The following is a 16,165-nucleotide window of genomic DNA, read 5'->3' as shown; positions in this document are numbered from 1 at the left end:
AACCATTGCTGCGCAGGAGTCGCCGCCCCGGCACGGCGCCACCCGCGTGCGTCGTGTCAGCCGGCCGAGGACCCCGAGCCGTCGGCCCGGGTGGCGTCGGTCCCCGTGGCCCCGCTGGTTCCGCCGGTCTCGTCGGCGCTAGGAGGGTGCTCCGGCGTCTCCACCTCGGGGCGGCGCAGGGCGCGCACCACGAGCACGAGTCCGGCCACGATGAGCGGGATCGTCAGCCACTGGCCCATGTTGAGCCCGGTTGCCTCGGCGAACTCCGTGAGCTGGGCGTCCGGCTCCCGGAAGAACTCCACGACGAACCGTCCGCCACCGACCCCGATCGCGAAGACCCCGGCCAGCAGGCCGGGCCGCCAGCGCGCCCGGGTGCGCCAGAAGAGCCAGAAGAGCACGAGGATGAGCAGCGCCCCCTCGAGCGCCGCCTCGTAGAGCTGGCTGGGGTGCCGGGGCTGCTCGCCGGCACCGGGGAAGACCATGGCCCACGGCACGTCGCTGGGCCGGCCCCACAGCTCGCCGTTGATGAAGTTGGCGATGCGGCCGAGCATCATGCCGATCGGCACGTTGACCGCGATGTAGTCGGTGACCCGCAGCGGGCTCAGGTGGTGGCGCCAGGTGAACCACGCCATCGCCACCAGCACCCCGATGAGGCCGCCGTGGAAGCTCATCCCGCCGTTCCACGGCTGCAGGATCTCCCACGAGGTCCACAGCGAGGGGTGGTAGAACGTCGCGTAGCCGAGGCGGCCGCCGATGATGATGCCGAAGGTCACCCCGATCATGAGGTCGTCCACCTGCCGCGGCGTGATGGGGCTGCCGGGCGCCTTGGCCATGCGGATGAAGTGCCAGTAGCCGAGCAGGATGCCCAGGAGATAGGCCAGCGCGTAGTAGCGCAGGGTGAAGAAGCCCAGGTCGATGCCCGGGGAGAGCCCCAGGTCCTCCCAGCGCAACGGTGAGTCGTCGCCGGAGGCGCTGGTGGCGAGCAGGGCCAGGTCGGTCAGCAGCGGCACGAGCGCGACGATAGCCGGTGGGCCTGGGTATGCCGTCCCCCGCGCCGCGGTGGTCCTGGCCGGACGGCGTCGGAGGACGTCGGCGCGCCACCCGACGCGCTCCCCGCGCGTTACCCGCCGCGGGTGCTCAGGTGCCGAAGGCCGCCAGCACCTCGGCCCGGGTGACGTCGGCCAGCGAGGCGTGCTGCCAGCGCGGCTGGCGGTCCTTGTCGACGAGCTGGGCGCGGACACCCTCGGCGAAGTCGGGATGGGCCGCGAAGACCGGGCCCAGCCGCAGGTCCTGCGCCAGGACCTCCTCGACGGTCATGGACGCCGCCCGGCGCAGCGCCTCGAGGGTCACCGCCACCGAGTGCGGGGAGCGGGAGCCGACGAGCTCGGCAGCCTCCTGGGCCGCGGGCTCGGGATGCTCGCGCAGCCGTCGCAGGATCTCCCCGGCGTCGTCCCCGGCGTAGCACTCGTCGATCCAGGGCCGCTGCTGCTCCAGCCAGGACGCCTGCACCGGTGCCGTCTCGCCGTGGGCCGAGGTCAGGGCGGCCAGGGCCTCGGCGTCCCGGGTCGGGTCCTCCCGCAGCGCCGCGAGGACCTCGTCCTGGGCCTGGCTCGGGACGACGGCGTCGGCCATGCCCAGCACCACCGCGTCCGCCCCACCCACCGGCGCACCGGTGAGCGCCACGTGCGTGCCCGTCTCGCCGGGGGCGCGGGAGAGCGGGTGGAGCCCGGCCACGTCCGGGAAGAAGCCGATGACGACCTCCGGCATGGCGAGCTGGGTGCGTTCGGTCACCAACCGCACCGAGCCGTGCGCCGAGACGCCGACGCCCCCGCCCATGACGATCCCGTCCATCCACGCCACGTAGGGCTTGGGGTAGGCCGCGACCAGGGCGTCCACGGCATACTCCGCCTCCCAGTAGTCGAGCGCCTCCTGCTCGCGGCCGGCGAGGATCGCCTCCCGCAGCGCGCGGACGTCGCCCCCGGCGCACAGCCCGCGCTCCCCGGCGCCGTCGAGCACGACCGCCGCGATGCGGTCGTCGTCGGCCCACGCCCGCAGCTGGTGCAGCAGCGAGTCGATGCTGGGCCGGTCCAGGGCGTTGATCGCGCGCGGCCGGTCCAGGCGCACCCGCCCCAGCGGGCCGTCCACGGCATACACCACCCCCGCTCCGTGGCCCTCGGCCGGCTGCCAGGTCAGGGAGGCGTCGTCGCGCATGCAGGCAGGCTCTCACGACGCACGTAGACTCGCCCGCTATGGGTAAGGCATCACGCAAGAAGCGGCAGGCGGGCGGCACGCAGGCGCAGGGGTCGGCACGGCCGGCGCCCTTCGTCTCCCGGCCCTTCGAGGGTCTCGCGGGCGAGAGCGAGTGGGTGGCGATGCGGGAGATCCTCCCCGCCGCCTCGGCTCCGGTCACCCTCGCCGTGCCCGAGGGCGCGACGGTCTCAGGCCGCGAGGTCCCCGCGGGCGAGCACCAGGTCACCCTGGTCACCGTGCTGCCCGCGGCGATGCCGGCGATCCACCGCGAGAACGGCGAGGTGCTCGTCGCCCTCCAGTCCCGCACCAGCAGCGGTGACGCCTCCCGTGACATCGTCGCCGCCGCCCTCACCGCGCTCGCCGCGGAGCCGGGCACCTCGGTCAACTCCGTGCGCCCCGCGACCACCGACACCCCGCGGCTGCAGGACGTCCTGGTCGAGGGGCAGCAGCTGGCCGTCGAGGTGCACGACGACTTCGGCTTCTGGCTCGGCGAGGACGCCACCGAGGAGATGACGGCCGCGCTCGAGCAGATGAACGAGTCGGCCGTCCCCATGGCCCGCGTGGAGGGGGTCCCCACGGCGTTCTGGTGCCACATGTCGGGGCGGTCCTACATCCGGTGGATCCTCGACGAGGACGAGGACACGGCGCTGCAGGCGCTGGCCCGGTTGCAGGCCGCCCACGAGCACACCCTGGGCGAGGGCACCGACCTCATCGGGGCCTTCCGCGCCTGCGGGGTGCTCGTCCCCGTCCTGGAGGTGCCTGCCGACAGCGGCGCCGAGGACCACGCCGAGGCGCTGACCGCGCTCCAGGAGCGGTATGCCGCCGCGCTCGGCCAGGAGGCGCCGCTCACCGAGCCCGAGCGCCGGGCCAGGAACGCCCTGGTCTCCCGCCAGGTCACGCTGCGCTGAGCCGATGAGCGCGTCGCAGCCGGTGGAAGGCGTCCCGCAGGAGCTCGTGGTGGCTGTCGTGCCCGCCAAGGACGAGGAGTCCCGGATCGGCGCCACCCTCGCGGCCCTGCAGCGGCTGCCGCTGGTGGGCGCGGTCGTGGTGGTCGACGACGGGTCGACCGACCAGACGGCGCACGTCGCCGAGTGGTCGGGCCGGGTCGAGGTGGTCCGCCACGAGCGCAACCGTGGCAAGGCTGCCGCCATGACCACCGGCGTGGCCCGGGCGCAGGAGCTGCGGCCGGGTGCGCCCGTCCTCTTCGTGGACGCCGACCTCGAGGAGTCGGCCGCCGAGCTGGGGCCGATCATCACGCCGGTGCTCGTCGGGCAGGCCGACATGACGATCGCGGTCCTGCCGCCGCAGCCCGGTGCGGCCGGGCTGGGCCTTGTCGTGCGGACCGCCTCCGCGGGCATCCGCCGGCTCACCGGCTGGGAGCCCACGCAACCGCTCTCCGGACAGCGCTGCCTCACCCGGGAGGCCCTCCTGGACGCGATGCCGCTGGCGCGGGGGTGGGGCGTCGAGGTCGGCCTGACCATCGACGTCGTCCGCTCCGGCCGGCGGGTGCTGGAGATCCCCTGCGAGGTGCGGCACCGGGCCACCGGTCGCGACCTGTCCTCCCAGGCCCACCGCGCCCGTCAGCTGGCGGACGTCTCGCTGGCGCTCGCCGAGCGCTCCGGGGTGCCGGACAAGGTCCGCGAGGGCGGCCTCGAGGGCAGCCGGATCGCCCGCGAGCAGGGGGCCAGGCTCGCCCAGACCGCGCGGGAGCGCGGGGTGCCGCTGGCGCGCCGGACCGCCAGCCAGGTCACCGAGCAGGTGCAGCGGCACGGCCGCCCGCTCCTGGACCGGGCGAAGGCGGCCTACGAGGAGCGCGCGCGCCGTCGTCCGGACGCCTGAGGTCGGACCCGGCCGCCCTCCTCGCCCACGCACTCAGCGTCGCTCCGGCTCCCCCTCGGGGGCGAGCAGCAGGATCCCGGCCGTCAGCAGCATCGTCAGGCAGAGGGCGACCGCCGCGATGCCGGAGTCGTTGAGGACCCAGGCGACCGTCATACCCGCCAGTGCGGCTGCCGCCACCGGGGTCACCCCCGGCTCGCGCCACAGCGGTCCGCTCCACCCCGGCCGGCGGACGACGACCCAGGCCACGGCGAGGAGCGCGGCGACCGCCAGCCAGGACAGGGGATAGCTCACGAGGATCCCCAGGCTCTGCTCGAGCTTGCGGGTGACGATGCCGAGGGCCTCGCCGTCCAGCGCGGACTGCACGAACGCCCCCAGGTGGGTGCGTCGCTCCGGCCCCCGCAGCCAGTCGAGCACCATCGCCAGCAGCGCCAGGACGGCCGACCCGGCGGCCACGGCGAGCAGCGAGCGCCAGGTCCACCGCAGACCCAGGGCGGCGAGCAGCAGCAGGCCGGTCACCACCGCCGTGGCCGGGACGCTGCCGAAGTCGGCGCCCGCGCCAGGAGCCGCGCCGAGCAGCAGTGACGCACCGCCCAGCAGTGCCACGGCCAGGGCCGCCCCCCGGCGCGGGAGCCAGCTGAGGGCGGCGGCCAGGACCACGAGCAGTGCGCCCAGCAGCATGCCGAAGCCGACGTTGCCCTGCCCGTAGAACCGCCCCGCCGTCACCGGCTGCAGCCCCAGGACGCTCACCAGTCCGAGGCGGGAGGACCAGATCGTGTCGACGCCGAGCACGACGAGGGTCGCGGCCGCGACGAGCGCGGGGAGGAGCAGCGGGCTGCGGCGGCTCGGTCCGGTCACCGGCCCGGCCCGGTGGGCGAGATGGACCGCCAGGGCGGCGACCAGCGCGGCGACCGCGAGGACGGTGGCCGTGAGGGCCGGCCAGGGCTGCCCCGCCCGCCACCACGGCACCAGGCCGGCGAGGAAGGTGACGGCGGGCACCGCCATGACCGTCGCGGTCGTGCCGACGAGCAGGCGACGGCTGCCGAGCAGACCGGCGAGCCCGAGCAGCGGCAGGAGCACCACCGCCAGGGCGCCGAGGGTCCAGGGGGCCAGTCTCTTGGCGTCGCTGACCGCGGTCGCCAGGTCCGCCGAGTCCTGGGCGGGGTCCGTCGTCGCGCCCTCCACGGCGGTGACCGGTGAGCCGGGCAGGGCCGCACCGTCCGGGCCGGGCGGCACGTCCGCGAGGGAGAGGACGGTCGGCGTGAGGTCCACCAGCTGCACGAGCCCGGTCTGCCGGGTCGAGCCCGAGCTCAGCTGCGCCGGTGGCGCGAGCTCCTGCGAGCCTCCCGCCGGACCGTGGACCACGAGGACCTGCGCGTCGGGCCGGCCGGCGGTCTGCCCCATCCCGCTCACGACCAGCGTGCTGCCGTCCGGGAGCCCGTCGACGAGGTCGGCGAGGGCCGTGTCGGTGGCCTCCAGCACGTCCGAGCGGTCCCCCTCCAGGACGGTCGGGCCGGCGAGGAGGTGGACCTGGCACTCCGGGTCGAGGGTCGGCCCGGCGAGCAGTCCGGCGCCCGCGGTGTCCAGCTGCGGCCGGCCGGCCGGCCCGGGGGTGGCGGTCAGGCCGTACGTCGCGACGCACCCCCCGGCCGCCTCGACCGGCCCGGTGAGGGCGGGCAGGTCGGGGTCCGTCGAGTCCGGGGAGCCCCACGGGGGCGTCGCGTCCGGGCCGCAGCCGAGGGCCTCGCGCTCGGTCCTCGTGCCCGTACCCACGGTCAGCCAGGCGTCGGCGGCGCAGGTCACCTCGTCGGGCCCCCGGGCGACCAGCGCCGCAGTTCGGCCGGTCCGCGCCAGGGACTGCAGCGTCGGCGTGTCGTCGTCCACGAGGTCCCAGGTGAGCCCCGGTATGCCGACCAGCACCACCTGCGGGTCCGTCGCCGTGGCCAGCGGCCGCGTGTCCGGGGCGTGCGCGGGTGCCAGACCCGTCACCCCGGCGACCACGGCGAGGACCCAGGAGAGGAGCACCGCCCCGACGAGCCCCCAGGCCGCCCGGGGCGACCGCGGGCCGGCCGCTGCCCGGCCCGCCGGGTTCTCCGGCTCGCCGACCGGCGGGGTCCGGGCGTCCGACCCCCGCTGCACGCTGCCCGGCCCGCGCCGTCCGTCTCCCATGGCTCACCTCCCCGTGCATGGTCCCACGGCGGCCCGTCGGCTCCCTGGGGAGCGGCCGGACGCCCGCTGGTGCGTGGCGGCATACCCTGAGCGCGTGGACGCTGCACGCCTGGACCCCGAGCTGCTCGCCTGGACCGCCGGCGCGATCGCCCTGCTCGCCCTGCTGGTCACGGCCGTCGTCTGGCGGCGGCTGCGGGTCGTCGACCGGCGGCTGACCCAGCTCGTCGAGGCCGGCGCGCCCACCACACCCGAGCGCAGCCGGATCGAGGCGCTGGAGCAGGAGCTGGCGAGCGTGCGCGGTGACCTCGCGCAGGCGCTGCGGCACGTGGCGGTCGTGCGGTACGACGCCTTCGGGGACATGGGTGGCCGGATGAGCTTCTCGGCCGCGGTCGTCGACGACACGGGGGACGGCATGGTCATCAGCTCGATCCACGCCCGCGGCGAGAGCCGGACCTACGCCAAGGGCATCGTCGGCGGAGACTCCGAGATCGTCCTCACGCCCGAGGAGCGCCAGGCGCTCGACGCCGCCCGCACCGGCCAGGACACCTGACCCCCGGCCCCCCCGTGGCGGACCCGCAGCGGACGCGCGGTAGGACCGCACCGGATGCACGCCCGGTGCAGGCGGTGGTCAGGCGGCGGTCCCGGGGAGGCGCACCAGCAGGCTGCCGGGGTCGACCTGCACCCGGATGGCCAGCACCGAGCCCATGGTGTCCCCGTCGATCTCCAGCTCCACCGGCTTGTCCGACACGATCCGCACCTCGGGGCTCTGGAAGTGCTCGACCCGCCGGTGCCCGACCCGGCGGCGGGTGGTGAGCTGGGCGACGGTCGCGGCCCAGCCGACGACCCCCTCGGGCGAGAGCAGCACCGCGTCCATGGTGCCGTCGTCGGCGAGCGCGTCGGGCAGCAGCTCCATCCCGCCCTGCAGCTTGCCCACGTTGCCGACCATGACCGAGCGCACCCGTCGGCGCACCTGCCCGGCGCCCGGCATCCGCAGGTCCACGGTGAACTGGGGTCCCTTGAGGTGCTGCAGCCCGGTTACGAGATAGGCCAGCCACCCCACCCGCGCCTTGAGCTTCTCCGGAGCGGCGGCCATCACCTCCGCGTCGAACCCGAGGCCCGCCATGACGAGGAAGCGGTGCTCCTCGCGCATATCAGGACTCGTCCGGTCGTCGACGGCGTCGTCCATGTCGACGCTCTTGGAGGGCTGGCCCTCCTCGTCCTCCAGCCGCGCCTCCAGCTGGGAGGTCGTCGGCCGGACCAGCTCGAGCCGGCAGGTGTCGATGGGGGCCGTCCGGCCGGTGAGGGCGATCGTCAGGGCCCGCTCCAGCGACTCGACCGGCAGCTCCAGGTTGCGGGCCAGCAGGTTGCCGGTGCCCCCCGGCAGCAGTCCCACCGGCACCCCGGAGCCCGCCATCGCGGCCCCCACGGCCCGGACCGTCCCGTCGCCCCCCAGCGGGCAGACGACGTCCACCCCCGCCTCCAGCGCCTGGGCGGTCTGACCAGGCCCGGGGTCCTCGGCGGTGGTCTCCAGCCAGAGCGGCTCCACCCACCCGTGCCGACGGCATACCTCCTCCACCCGCCGGCGCACGCGACCCACGTCGGAGAACTTCGTGGGGTTGACGATGACGGCCGCCCGGCCAGCAGAATCCATGCCGTGACCCTACAGACCCGCCAGTAGGCTGGTCGCATGATCGACCTCCGCGACCTGCGCTCCGACCCCGACCGCGTCCGCACCAGCCAGCAGGCCCGTGGTGAGGACCCGTCCGTCGTCGACCAGGTGCTCTCCGCCGACGAGGCGCACCGCGGCGCACTGGCGCAGTTCGAGGCCGCGCGGGCCGAGCAGAAGGCGTTCGGCAAGAAGGTCGCCCAGGCGCAGGGCGAGCAGAAGCAGGCCCTGCTCGCGGAGGTCAAGGAGCTGGCCGCCCGCGTCAAGACGCTGGACGCGCAGGCCGGTGAGGCGGCGAGCGCCCGCGACGAGGCGATGCGCCGCATCGGCAACGTCGTCATGGACGGCGTGCCGGTCGGCGGCGAGGACGACTTCGTCACCCTCGAGGAGGTCGGCACCCCCCGCGACTTCGCGGCCGAGGGCTTCGAGCCGCGCGACCACCTCGCGATCGGGGAGGGGCTCGGCGCCATCGACATGGCCCGCGGCGCCAAGGTCGCCGGCGCCCGCTTCTACTACCTGCTGGGCGACGGGGCCCGGCTCGAGCAGGCGCTCATGGGTCTGGCCCAGCAGATCGCGCAGGAGGAGGGCTTCGTCCCGGCGATCGTCCCCAACCTCGTGCGTCCCGAGACCATGGCCGGCGCGGGCTTCCTCGACGCCCACGCCGACGAGGTCTACCGCCTGGAGGCCGACGACCTCTACCTCACCGGCACCTCCGAGGTCGCGCTCGCCGGGCTGCACGCCGACGAGATCCTCGACCTGGCCGACGGCCCGCTGCGGTATGTCGCGACCTCCACCTGCTACCGCCGCGAGGCCGGGTCCTACGGCAAGGACACCAAGGGCATCTTCCGGGTGCACCAGTTCACCAAGACCGAGATGTTCGTCTACTGCCGCGTCGAGGACGCCGAGGCCGAGCACCAGAACCTCCTGCGGATCGAGCGCCGCCTGCTCGACGCCCTGGAGCTGCCCTACCGCATCATCGACGTCGCGGCCGGCGACCTGGGTGGCCCCGCGGCGCGCAAGTTCGACTGCGAGGCGTGGGTGCCGACGCAGGAGAGGTACCGCGAGCTCACCTCGACGTCGAACTGCACGACCTTCCAGGCGCGTCGCCTGGGCACCCGCGAGCGTGACCCGCACGGCTCGGGCACCCGGGCCGTGGCGACCCTCAACGGCACGGTCGCCACGAGCACCCGCCCGATCGTCGCCCTGCTGGAGAACCACCAGCAGGCCGACGGCAGCGTCCGCGTCCCGGAGGCCCTGCGCCCCTTCCTCGGGGGTATGCCGTCGCTCACCCCCCGAGGGTGAGGCCCCGCCACCGACCGGTCGCGATCTCCCTCGTGCGGCGGAGGCACGCCCGCGTCGGGTCTGCCTAGGCTGGGTCCCGTGGTGAGACGAGAGCGTGGGCAGGCCCTGCCGTGATCCGGGCGGTCGAGAGCTGGTTCGGGGTCGACGAGGTCTGGGAGCGTCCTGCCCCGGGGCCCGGCGAGCTGCGGGCGGACCTGCGGTGGGCCCTGGTGGCGCTGGTGACGATCACCGTGTCGCAGGAGCTGACCCGCTCGCTCGGGATCCTGCAGGACGAGAGCTACGGACCCGGGTGGCAGTACGTCGGGGTCGTCTCGCTCTGCGCCCTCATCGTCGTGCGGCGGCGGCTGCCGGTCTTCGTGACGCTGGCCGCGGGCACCCACATGATCCTCATGTCGCTGGTCATGCCCATGACGATGTCGCAGCTGACGACGCAGATGGCCTACTTCCTGCTCATCTTCTCCGGCATGGCCTGGGCGAGGAACCGACGGGCACTGGCGGGCGCGGTGGTCGTCGTGCTCGTGCTGCTGGTGCTGCTCTTCGCCTGGACGTATGCCCTCGGCTCGGGCATCGAGGACATCCGCCGCAACCTGGGGGAGTCGGACGTCGAGCAGGTGGGACCGCTGCCGACCGTGCTCGCGGTGGTGCTCTTCTCGATCCTCGGCAACGCGATCTTCTTCGGCTTCGCGATCGGCCTGGGCCAGGTGGCCTGGCGGGGGGCGATGCGCCACGCCCAGGTGGAGCAGCAGGCCGACACGATCCGCGCGCAGACCGAGCGGCTCACCGACCAGGCGGTCGTGGCCGAGCGGCTGCGCATCGCCCGCGAGCTGCACGACGTCGTCGCGCACCACGTGTCCGTCATGGGGGTGCAGGCGGCGGCGGCCCGACGGGTGATGGAGCGCGACCCCCAGGCCGCGCGCGACTCGCTGACCGCCATCGAGCGGGCGGCCCGCGACGGCGTGGCGCAGATGCGCGACCTCCTGGGGACGTTGCGCGTCAGCGACGGCCGGAGCGGGGGTGCCCACGGGGACGCCCACGAGGACGGCCGGCCCGCGCAGGAGGCCACCGACCGCGCACCGCAGCCCACGCTCGCGACGCTGCCGCAGCTCATCGAGCAGGCCACGACGCCGGTGTGCGAGGTCACCGGCCAGGTGGTCGAGTCAGCGCCGGGGGCGGCCGGCCGGGTGCCCCCGCCGCTGCAGCTGTCCGCCTACCGGATCGTGCAGGAGGGGCTGGCCAACGTGCGCCGCCACTCCACCGCCCGGCACGCCCGCGCCACCGTGCGGGTCGACGAGGACGCGGGGACGGTCGAGGTGGAGGTCGTCGACGACGGGTCCCCCCGGGTCGGCACCTCCGGCACCGGCCTGGGGCTGCAGGGGATGCGCGAGCGCGCGGACTACCTCGGCGGCGGGGTGGAGGCCGGTCCGCGCACCGGGGGGCCGGGCTGGCGGGTGCGTGTCTGGCTGCCGCTGGACGGGCACCGGGCGACCACCCGCCCCGCTCCGGACGCGCGCACCACGCCGGCCGCCAGCGCTCCGGACGCCCGCACCACGGCGTCCGGCACCCCTGCCACCCTGAGGAGGACCCCGTCGTGACCACGTCCCCGCTGCGGGTGCTGCTCGTCGACGACCAGCCGCTGCTCCTGCAGGGTTTCTCGATGATCCTGTCGACCGAGCCGGACGTGGAGGTGGTCGGCCAGGCGTCGGACGGGCAGGAGGCACTGGCCGCGGTCGCCGCGCACCGCCCGGACGTCGTCCTCATGGATGTCCAGATGCCGGTGCTCGACGGCATCGAGGCCACGCGGCGCATCGTCACCGAGCACCCGCACGCCAAGGTCGTCATCCTCACCACCTTCGACCGCGACGACTACCTCTTCGACGCCCTCGAGGCCGGCGCGAGCGGCTTCCTGCTCAAGAACGCCGAGGCGGACGACCTCGTCGACGCCGTCCGGGCCGCCGCCGAGGGCCACGCGCTGCTCGCCCCGGAGGTCACGATGCGGGTCATCGACCGGATGGCCGGCGGCCCGGCCGGCGCCGCCGCGGGGCCGGCGGGCGACCCGGAGACCGCGCTGCCGCAGCTCACCGGGCGTGAGCGCGAGGTGCTGCGGATGATGGCACGGGGGCTGTCCAACGCCGAGATCGCGGCCGAGGCCTTCGTCAGCGAGGCCACCGTGAAGACCCACGTCTCGAACGTCCTGGCCAAGCTGCTCGTCCGGGACCGGGTGCAGGCCGTCATCGCCGCCTACGAGGCAGGCCTGGTCCGACCGGGCACGTCCTCCTCTCCGTCCTGAGGGGGAGCCCAGGATCGGCGGCGCGACCGATGTCCCGCCACCCTCGCCCCCACTAGCGTGACGGCATACCAGCCGCGTCCCGCCGGGTCGCGGGACGACGAGAGGGGACACACGTGCTCGAGCTGCACGGACTGAGCCGGAGCTACGGCGAGCACCGCGCCGTCGACGAGGTGAGCTTCACCGTCCCGGACGGGCGGATGGTGGGCTTCGTCGGCGGCAACGGCGCCGGCAAGACCACGACCATGCGGATGATCATGGGCGTCCTGGCACCGACCGCCGGCGAGGTCCGGTGGGACGGCGAGCCGGTCACCCGGGCCGACCGGGTGCGCTTCGGCTACATGCCCGAGGAGCGCGGGCTCTACCCCAAGCAACCGGTCCTGGCCCAGCTCACCTACCTCGGGCAGCTGCACGGTATGCCGCAGGCCAGCGCGCGGGAGCGCTCCGAGGAGCTGCTCACCCGCTTCGGGCTCGGGGAACGGCTCACCAGCAAGGTCGAGACCCTCTCGCTGGGCAACCAGCAGCGGGCCCAGATCATCGCCTCGGTGCTCGGCGACCCCAAGATGCTCGTGCTCGACGAGCCGTTCAGCGGCCTCGACCCCGCGGCCGTGGACCAGATGAGCGCGCTGCTGCGCGAGCACACCGCGAACGGCACCCCGGTCCTCTTCTCCTCCCACCAGCTGGACCTCGTCGACCGGCTCTGCGACTCCATCGTGGTCCTGCACGCGGGCCGGGTCGTCGCGCAGGGGACCTCCGAGGACCTGCGGGCCAGCGCCCCGCTGCGCTACCGGCTGGTCACCACCGGTGACACCGGCTGGGTGCGCGGGGCGGCGGGCGTGCAGGTCATCGACCTGGACGGACCGAGCGCGCTGGTCCAGCCCGAGGACGAGGAGTCGGCGCAGCGGTTGCTCGTCGACGCCGTCGCCCGCGGCGGGGTGCGGGAGTTCTCCCGCATCCGGCCGACCTTGTCCGAGATCTACCGAGAGGTGGCCGCATGAGCACCCTTGCCCCCTGGACCCTGGTCGCCGCGCGCGAGATCCAGGTCAAGCTGACCGACAAGAACTTCCTCGTCGGCACGGCGCTGACCCTCGTGCTGCTGCTCGGGGCCATGTTCCTCCCCGCCCTCATCGGCGGGGGTGCGCCGTCCTACGACGTCGCGGTGACCGACGAGTCGGCCACCGGTGTCGTCGACCAGGCGCAGGAGTCGCTGCAGGCCGCGGACGAGGAGTCCGCGATCACGGCGGTCGACGTGACCGACCGGGCGGCGGCCGAGACTGCCGTCCTGGACGGTGACGTGGACGCCGCCCTGGTCGGCGGGCCGGGCGCCTGGGAGCTCCTGCACGACGGCGGGGCCCCCACCGGCCTCGACGGAGCGCTGAGCGAGGCGGTCAGCGCCTCCGCCATGGCGGCCAACGCCGAGGCGGCGGGGACGACCGTCGCCGACCTGACGGCCGGGAGCGACCTCGCGCAGGTCGACCTGGCGGCCGACGGCGGCGCGATGACCGGGCCGCTGGCCTTCGTGCTGGGCTTCGCCTTCGCGATGCTCTTCTACTTCGCCGCCCTGATGTTCGGGATGCAGATCGCCAACAGCGTGGTCGAGGAGAAGCAGTCGCGGATCATCGAGATCCTCGCCGCCAAGATCCCCACCCGCCAGCTGCTCATGGGCAAGGTGCTGGGCAACACCGTGCTGGCCTTCGGTCAGCTCGCCCTCATCGCGGCGGTCAGCCTGGTCGGCCTCACCGTCGTCGACCTGGACGTGGCCCTGCCCGGCCTCACCCAGGCGATCCTGTGGTACCTGCCGTTCTTCCTCGTGGGCTTCCTCGCCCTGGCCTGCGTCTGGGCGGCCGCCGGTGCCCTCGCCTCGCGGACCGAGGACCTGCAGCAGACGACGATGCCGCTGACGATGGTGCTCGTGGTGCTCTTCGTCATCGGGCTCTACCTCGAGGGGGCCTGGCAGCAGGTCTTCTCCTTCGTCCCCGTGGCCTCCACCTTCGTCATGCCGGTGCGGATCATCGAGGGGGACACCGCGATCTGGGAGCCGGTGCTGGCGCTGGCGCTCGCCCTCGCCTTCTGCGCCCTGACCATCACCCTGGGTTCGCGGCTCTACGAGCGGGCGCTGCTGCATACCTCCGGCAGCCTGTCCTGGCGCCGGGCCATGTCGCTGTCGAAGGACTGAGGAGGCTCCGCCGGGGGCGGGCGGAGGCGGGTGGATAGGCTGGCGGGGTGAGCGACCCCGACCAGTTCGACCCCGCCTCCGCCACCGCGTCCCCGCTCCTCGTGGCGCTGGACGTCGACGGCACCATCGTCCACCACGACGGCTACCTCGCGCCGCGGGTGCGCGAGACGGTCCAGGCGCTGGCGGCCCTGCCGCACGTCACCGTGATGATCGCCACCGGACGCTCGGTGCTCTCGACCCTGCCGGTCATGGACCAGCTCGGGCTGAGCACGGCCGGCCGCCCCGCCGTCTGCTCCAACGGGGCGGTGACGATCAGCGCGGCGCCGCAGGCGGCCGAGGGCTACGAGCTCGTCGACATGGTGACCTTCGACCCGGCCCCGGCCATCGCCCTCGTGCACACCCACCTGCCCTCCGCGCTGGTCGCGGTGGAGGAGATCGGGGTCGGCTTCAAGGTGAGCACGCCCTTCCCGCCCGGGGAGCTGTGGGGCGAGGAGCGGGTGGTGCCCGTCGAGGAGCTGAGCGCCCGGCCCGCGACCCGGGTGACCTTCCGCGAACCCACCCTCAGCTCGGCCGACTTCACCGCGCTCGTGGAGCGCATCGGCCTGCACGGGGTGTCCTACGCCGTCGGCTACAGCGCCTGGCTCGACCTCGCGCCCGAGGGCGTGTCCAAGGCGTCCGCGCTGGAGCTCGTGCGGCGCCGGCTCGGCGTGCAGCCGCACCGCACGGTCGCGGTCGGCGACCAGCGCAACGACCTGGAGATGCTGCACTGGGCCGCTGTCGGGTATGCCATGGGTCAGGCCCCCGAGGAGGTGCTCCGGGTCGCGGACCGCACCACCGGGGCGGTCGAGGAGGACGGTCTGGCGGACGCCCTCGACGAGGTCCTCGCCGAGCTGGTCTGAGCGTGCTCATCACCTCGCCCGCGAACCCGCGGATCAAGGCGGTGGTGGGCCTGCGGCGGCGCCGGACCCGCGAGGCGCAGCGGCGCACGGTCGTGGAGGGCCACGAGGAGCTCAGCCTGGCCCTGGAGGCCGGGGTCGTCCCCGAGCTGGTGCTGGTCTGCCCCGAGCTCATGGCCGGCGGCGTGCTCGACGACGTGCTGGCCCGGGCCGAGGGGCTGGCGGTGGAGACGGTGGAGGCCTCGCGCGCGGCCTTCGAGAAGGCGGCCTACCGGGAGGGGCCGGACGGGGTGCTCGCAGTGGTGCCCACGACGCAGCGCCGGCCGCAGGACCTGGCCCTCCCGAGCGACGCGCTGGTGCTCGTCTGCGAGGGGGTGGAGAAGCCGGGCAACCTGGGGGCCGTGCTGCGCACCGCCGACGCCGCCGGGGTGGATGCGGTCGTCGCGGCCGACCCGGTGACCGACTGGGGCAACCCCAACACCGTCCGGGCCTCCAAGGGCACGGTCTTCTCCGTGCCCGTCGCCGCGGACGGCACGACGGCGACCCTGGACTGGCTGGACGGGCACGGCATACCGCTGGTCGCGGCCACCCCGGACACCGACGCGCTGCACACCTCCGTGGACTACCGCGGGCCCGTCGCGATCGCCGTCGGCACCGAGAAGACCGGCCTCACCGAGCGGGTCCTCGAGCGGGCCGCGCGCCGCGTGCGCATCCCGATGGCCGGTCGGGTCAACTCCCTCAACGTCGCGACCTCGGCCGCGATCATCGTCTACGAGGCGGTCCGGCAACGGGGTGGAGGTCGATGACCTCCCCGAAACACGGGTGTGTCACGATGAGCGCCATGCGTATCGACCACGTGAGTTATGCGGCCGGCCCGGAGGGGCTCCTGGCCACGGCGCAGCGCCTGGCGGCGCAGCTCGAGGTCACTCCGCACGACGGCGGGGTGCACCCGCGCTTCGGGACCCGCAACGTCATCCTCCCGCTCGCCGACGAGCGCTACGTCGAGGTCGTCGAGGTGCTCGACCACCCGGCCTCCGACAAGGCGCCGTTCGGCCAGGCCGTGCGGGCTCGCTCCGCCGCCGGCGGGGGCTGGATGGCCTGGGTCGTCGCCGTCGACGACCTCGCCCCCGTCGAGGAACGGCTGGGCCGCCCCTCGGTCGAGGGGCACCGGCACACCCCCGAGGGGGTCCAGCTGCGGTGGCGGCAGATCGGTGTCAAGAACGTCATCGACCACGGCAACCGCCCGTTCTTCGTGCGCTGGGAGTCCGACGCGCACCACCACCCCTCGCGGCTGGCGGAGTCAGCGACCCGGCTGACCGGCCTCACCATCGGCGGGGACTTCCCCGAGGTGCGCGAGTGGCTCGGTCTGGGCGACGCGCCCCAGGGGTCCTTCGAGAGCGAGATCGAGTTCGGCTTCCTCGAGGAGGACGACTGCCCGTGCCTGGTCGAGGTCTCCTTCGAGACGCCCCAGGGGCCGGCCACCATCTGAGGTCGCGCTCCTCGGGCCCCTCCCGACCCTCGCGACCGGGTCAAGGAATCGTCAAGAAATCCTTGTCAGAGGGTCAAGAACGACGCTAGCGTGTGCG

At 74.5% G+C, this 16,165-nt stretch carries 15 protein-coding genes; 11 read left to right on the top strand and 4 right to left on the bottom strand.

Going from position 1 to position 16,165, the window contains the following annotated elements:
- Positions 1–56: 56 nt before the first annotated feature.
- Together lgt and Q0795_RS07970 are read right to left on the bottom strand one after the other, a co-directional pair.
- Positions 57–1,010 (bottom strand): prolipoprotein diacylglyceryl transferase, encoded by a 954-nt coding sequence (lgt, locus tag Q0795_RS07975; protein WP_298888619.1) that lies wholly within the window; start codon positions 1,008–1,010, stop codon positions 57–59.
- A 127-nt stretch (positions 1,011–1,137) separates the two neighbouring features.
- Positions 1,138–2,211, bottom strand: a complete 1,074-nt coding sequence (locus Q0795_RS07970; RefSeq protein ID WP_298888617.1) for an enoyl-CoA hydratase/isomerase family protein — start codon at positions 2,209–2,211, stop codon at positions 1,138–1,140.
- Between the two features lie 38 nt (positions 2,212–2,249).
- Here Q0795_RS07970 and Q0795_RS07965 point away from each other — a divergent pair, with 38 nt between their 5' ends.
- Positions 2,250–3,158 carry a DUF5926 family protein gene (locus Q0795_RS07965; protein WP_298888615.1) on the top strand — a complete coding sequence of 303 codons (909 nt, stop codon included), beginning with the start codon at positions 2,250–2,252 and terminating at the stop codon, positions 3,156–3,158.
- Positions 3,159–3,162: 4 nt separating this feature from the next.
- Positions 3,163–4,089 (top strand): glycosyltransferase, encoded by a 927-nt coding sequence (locus tag Q0795_RS07960; protein ID WP_298888614.1) that lies wholly within the window; start codon positions 3,163–3,165, stop codon positions 4,087–4,089.
- A 33-nt stretch (positions 4,090–4,122) separates the two neighbouring features.
- Here the strand turns inward: Q0795_RS07960 and Q0795_RS07955 are convergent, their stop codons facing one another.
- Entirely contained in the window at positions 4,123–6,255 is a 2,133-nt protein-coding gene (locus Q0795_RS07955; protein WP_298888613.1) for a hypothetical protein, read from the bottom strand.
- A 94-nt stretch (positions 6,256–6,349) separates the two neighbouring features.
- Between Q0795_RS07955 and Q0795_RS07950 the strand changes: the two genes are divergently transcribed.
- On the top strand, positions 6,350–6,805 hold the full coding sequence (locus tag Q0795_RS07950) for a DUF4446 family protein (RefSeq protein WP_298888611.1): 456 nt from the start codon (positions 6,350–6,352) through the stop codon (positions 6,803–6,805).
- A gap of 78 nt (positions 6,806–6,883) precedes the next feature.
- Here Q0795_RS07950 and Q0795_RS07945 read toward each other — a convergent pair whose 3' ends face one another.
- Complete coding sequence (locus tag Q0795_RS07945) at positions 6,884–7,906, bottom strand: diacylglycerol kinase family protein (protein WP_298888610.1); 1,023 nt, start codon at positions 7,904–7,906, stop codon at positions 6,884–6,886.
- A gap of 36 nt (positions 7,907–7,942) precedes the next feature.
- On the opposite strand from Q0795_RS07945, the gene serS reads away from it, so the two are divergent.
- The 8 genes from serS (at position 7,943) to Q0795_RS07905 (ending at position 16,068) form a co-directional block, all read left to right on the top strand.
- Positions 7,943–9,223 carry a serine--tRNA ligase gene (gene serS / locus Q0795_RS07940; RefSeq protein WP_298888608.1) on the top strand — a complete coding sequence of 427 codons (1,281 nt, stop codon included), beginning with the start codon at positions 7,943–7,945 and terminating at the stop codon, positions 9,221–9,223.
- A gap of 110 nt (positions 9,224–9,333) precedes the next feature.
- Positions 9,334–10,815: a histidine kinase gene (locus Q0795_RS07935; protein ID WP_298888606.1), complete on the top strand. Its 1,482-nt coding sequence runs from the start codon at positions 9,334–9,336 to the stop codon at positions 10,813–10,815.
- Positions 10,812–11,510, top strand: coding sequence for a response regulator transcription factor (locus tag Q0795_RS07930; RefSeq protein WP_298888605.1), 699 nt, complete (start codon positions 10,812–10,814; stop codon positions 11,508–11,510). The genes Q0795_RS07935 and Q0795_RS07930 overlap by 4 nt, the downstream gene beginning before the upstream one ends.
- 113 nt (positions 11,511–11,623) lie before the next feature.
- Positions 11,624–12,505 carry an ABC transporter ATP-binding protein gene (locus Q0795_RS07925; RefSeq protein ID WP_298888604.1) on the top strand — a complete coding sequence of 294 codons (882 nt, stop codon included), beginning with the start codon at positions 11,624–11,626 and terminating at the stop codon, positions 12,503–12,505.
- On the top strand, positions 12,502–13,683 hold the full coding sequence (locus Q0795_RS07920; protein ID WP_298888603.1) for an ABC transporter permease: 1,182 nt from the start codon (positions 12,502–12,504) through the stop codon (positions 13,681–13,683). Before Q0795_RS07925 ends, Q0795_RS07920 begins: the two co-directional genes overlap by 4 nt.
- A gap of 47 nt (positions 13,684–13,730) precedes the next feature.
- Positions 13,731–14,582, top strand: a complete 852-nt coding sequence (locus Q0795_RS07915; RefSeq protein ID WP_298888602.1) for an HAD family hydrolase — start codon at positions 13,731–13,733, stop codon at positions 14,580–14,582.
- A 2-nt stretch (positions 14,583–14,584) separates the two neighbouring features.
- Positions 14,585–15,385 carry an RNA methyltransferase gene (locus Q0795_RS07910; RefSeq protein WP_298888600.1) on the top strand — a complete coding sequence of 267 codons (801 nt, stop codon included), beginning with the start codon at positions 14,585–14,587 and terminating at the stop codon, positions 15,383–15,385.
- A gap of 35 nt (positions 15,386–15,420) precedes the next feature.
- Positions 15,421–16,068: a VOC family protein gene (locus Q0795_RS07905; protein WP_298888597.1), complete on the top strand. Its 648-nt coding sequence runs from the start codon at positions 15,421–15,423 to the stop codon at positions 16,066–16,068.
- The last annotated feature ends 97 nt before the right edge of the window (positions 16,069–16,165 follow it).

Source organism: uncultured Serinicoccus sp. (genome assembly GCF_947487915.1).
Lineage (GTDB): Bacteria > Actinomycetota > Actinomycetes > Actinomycetales > Dermatophilaceae > Ornithinicoccus.
This window is presented reverse-complemented; position numbering and strand designations above follow the sequence as displayed.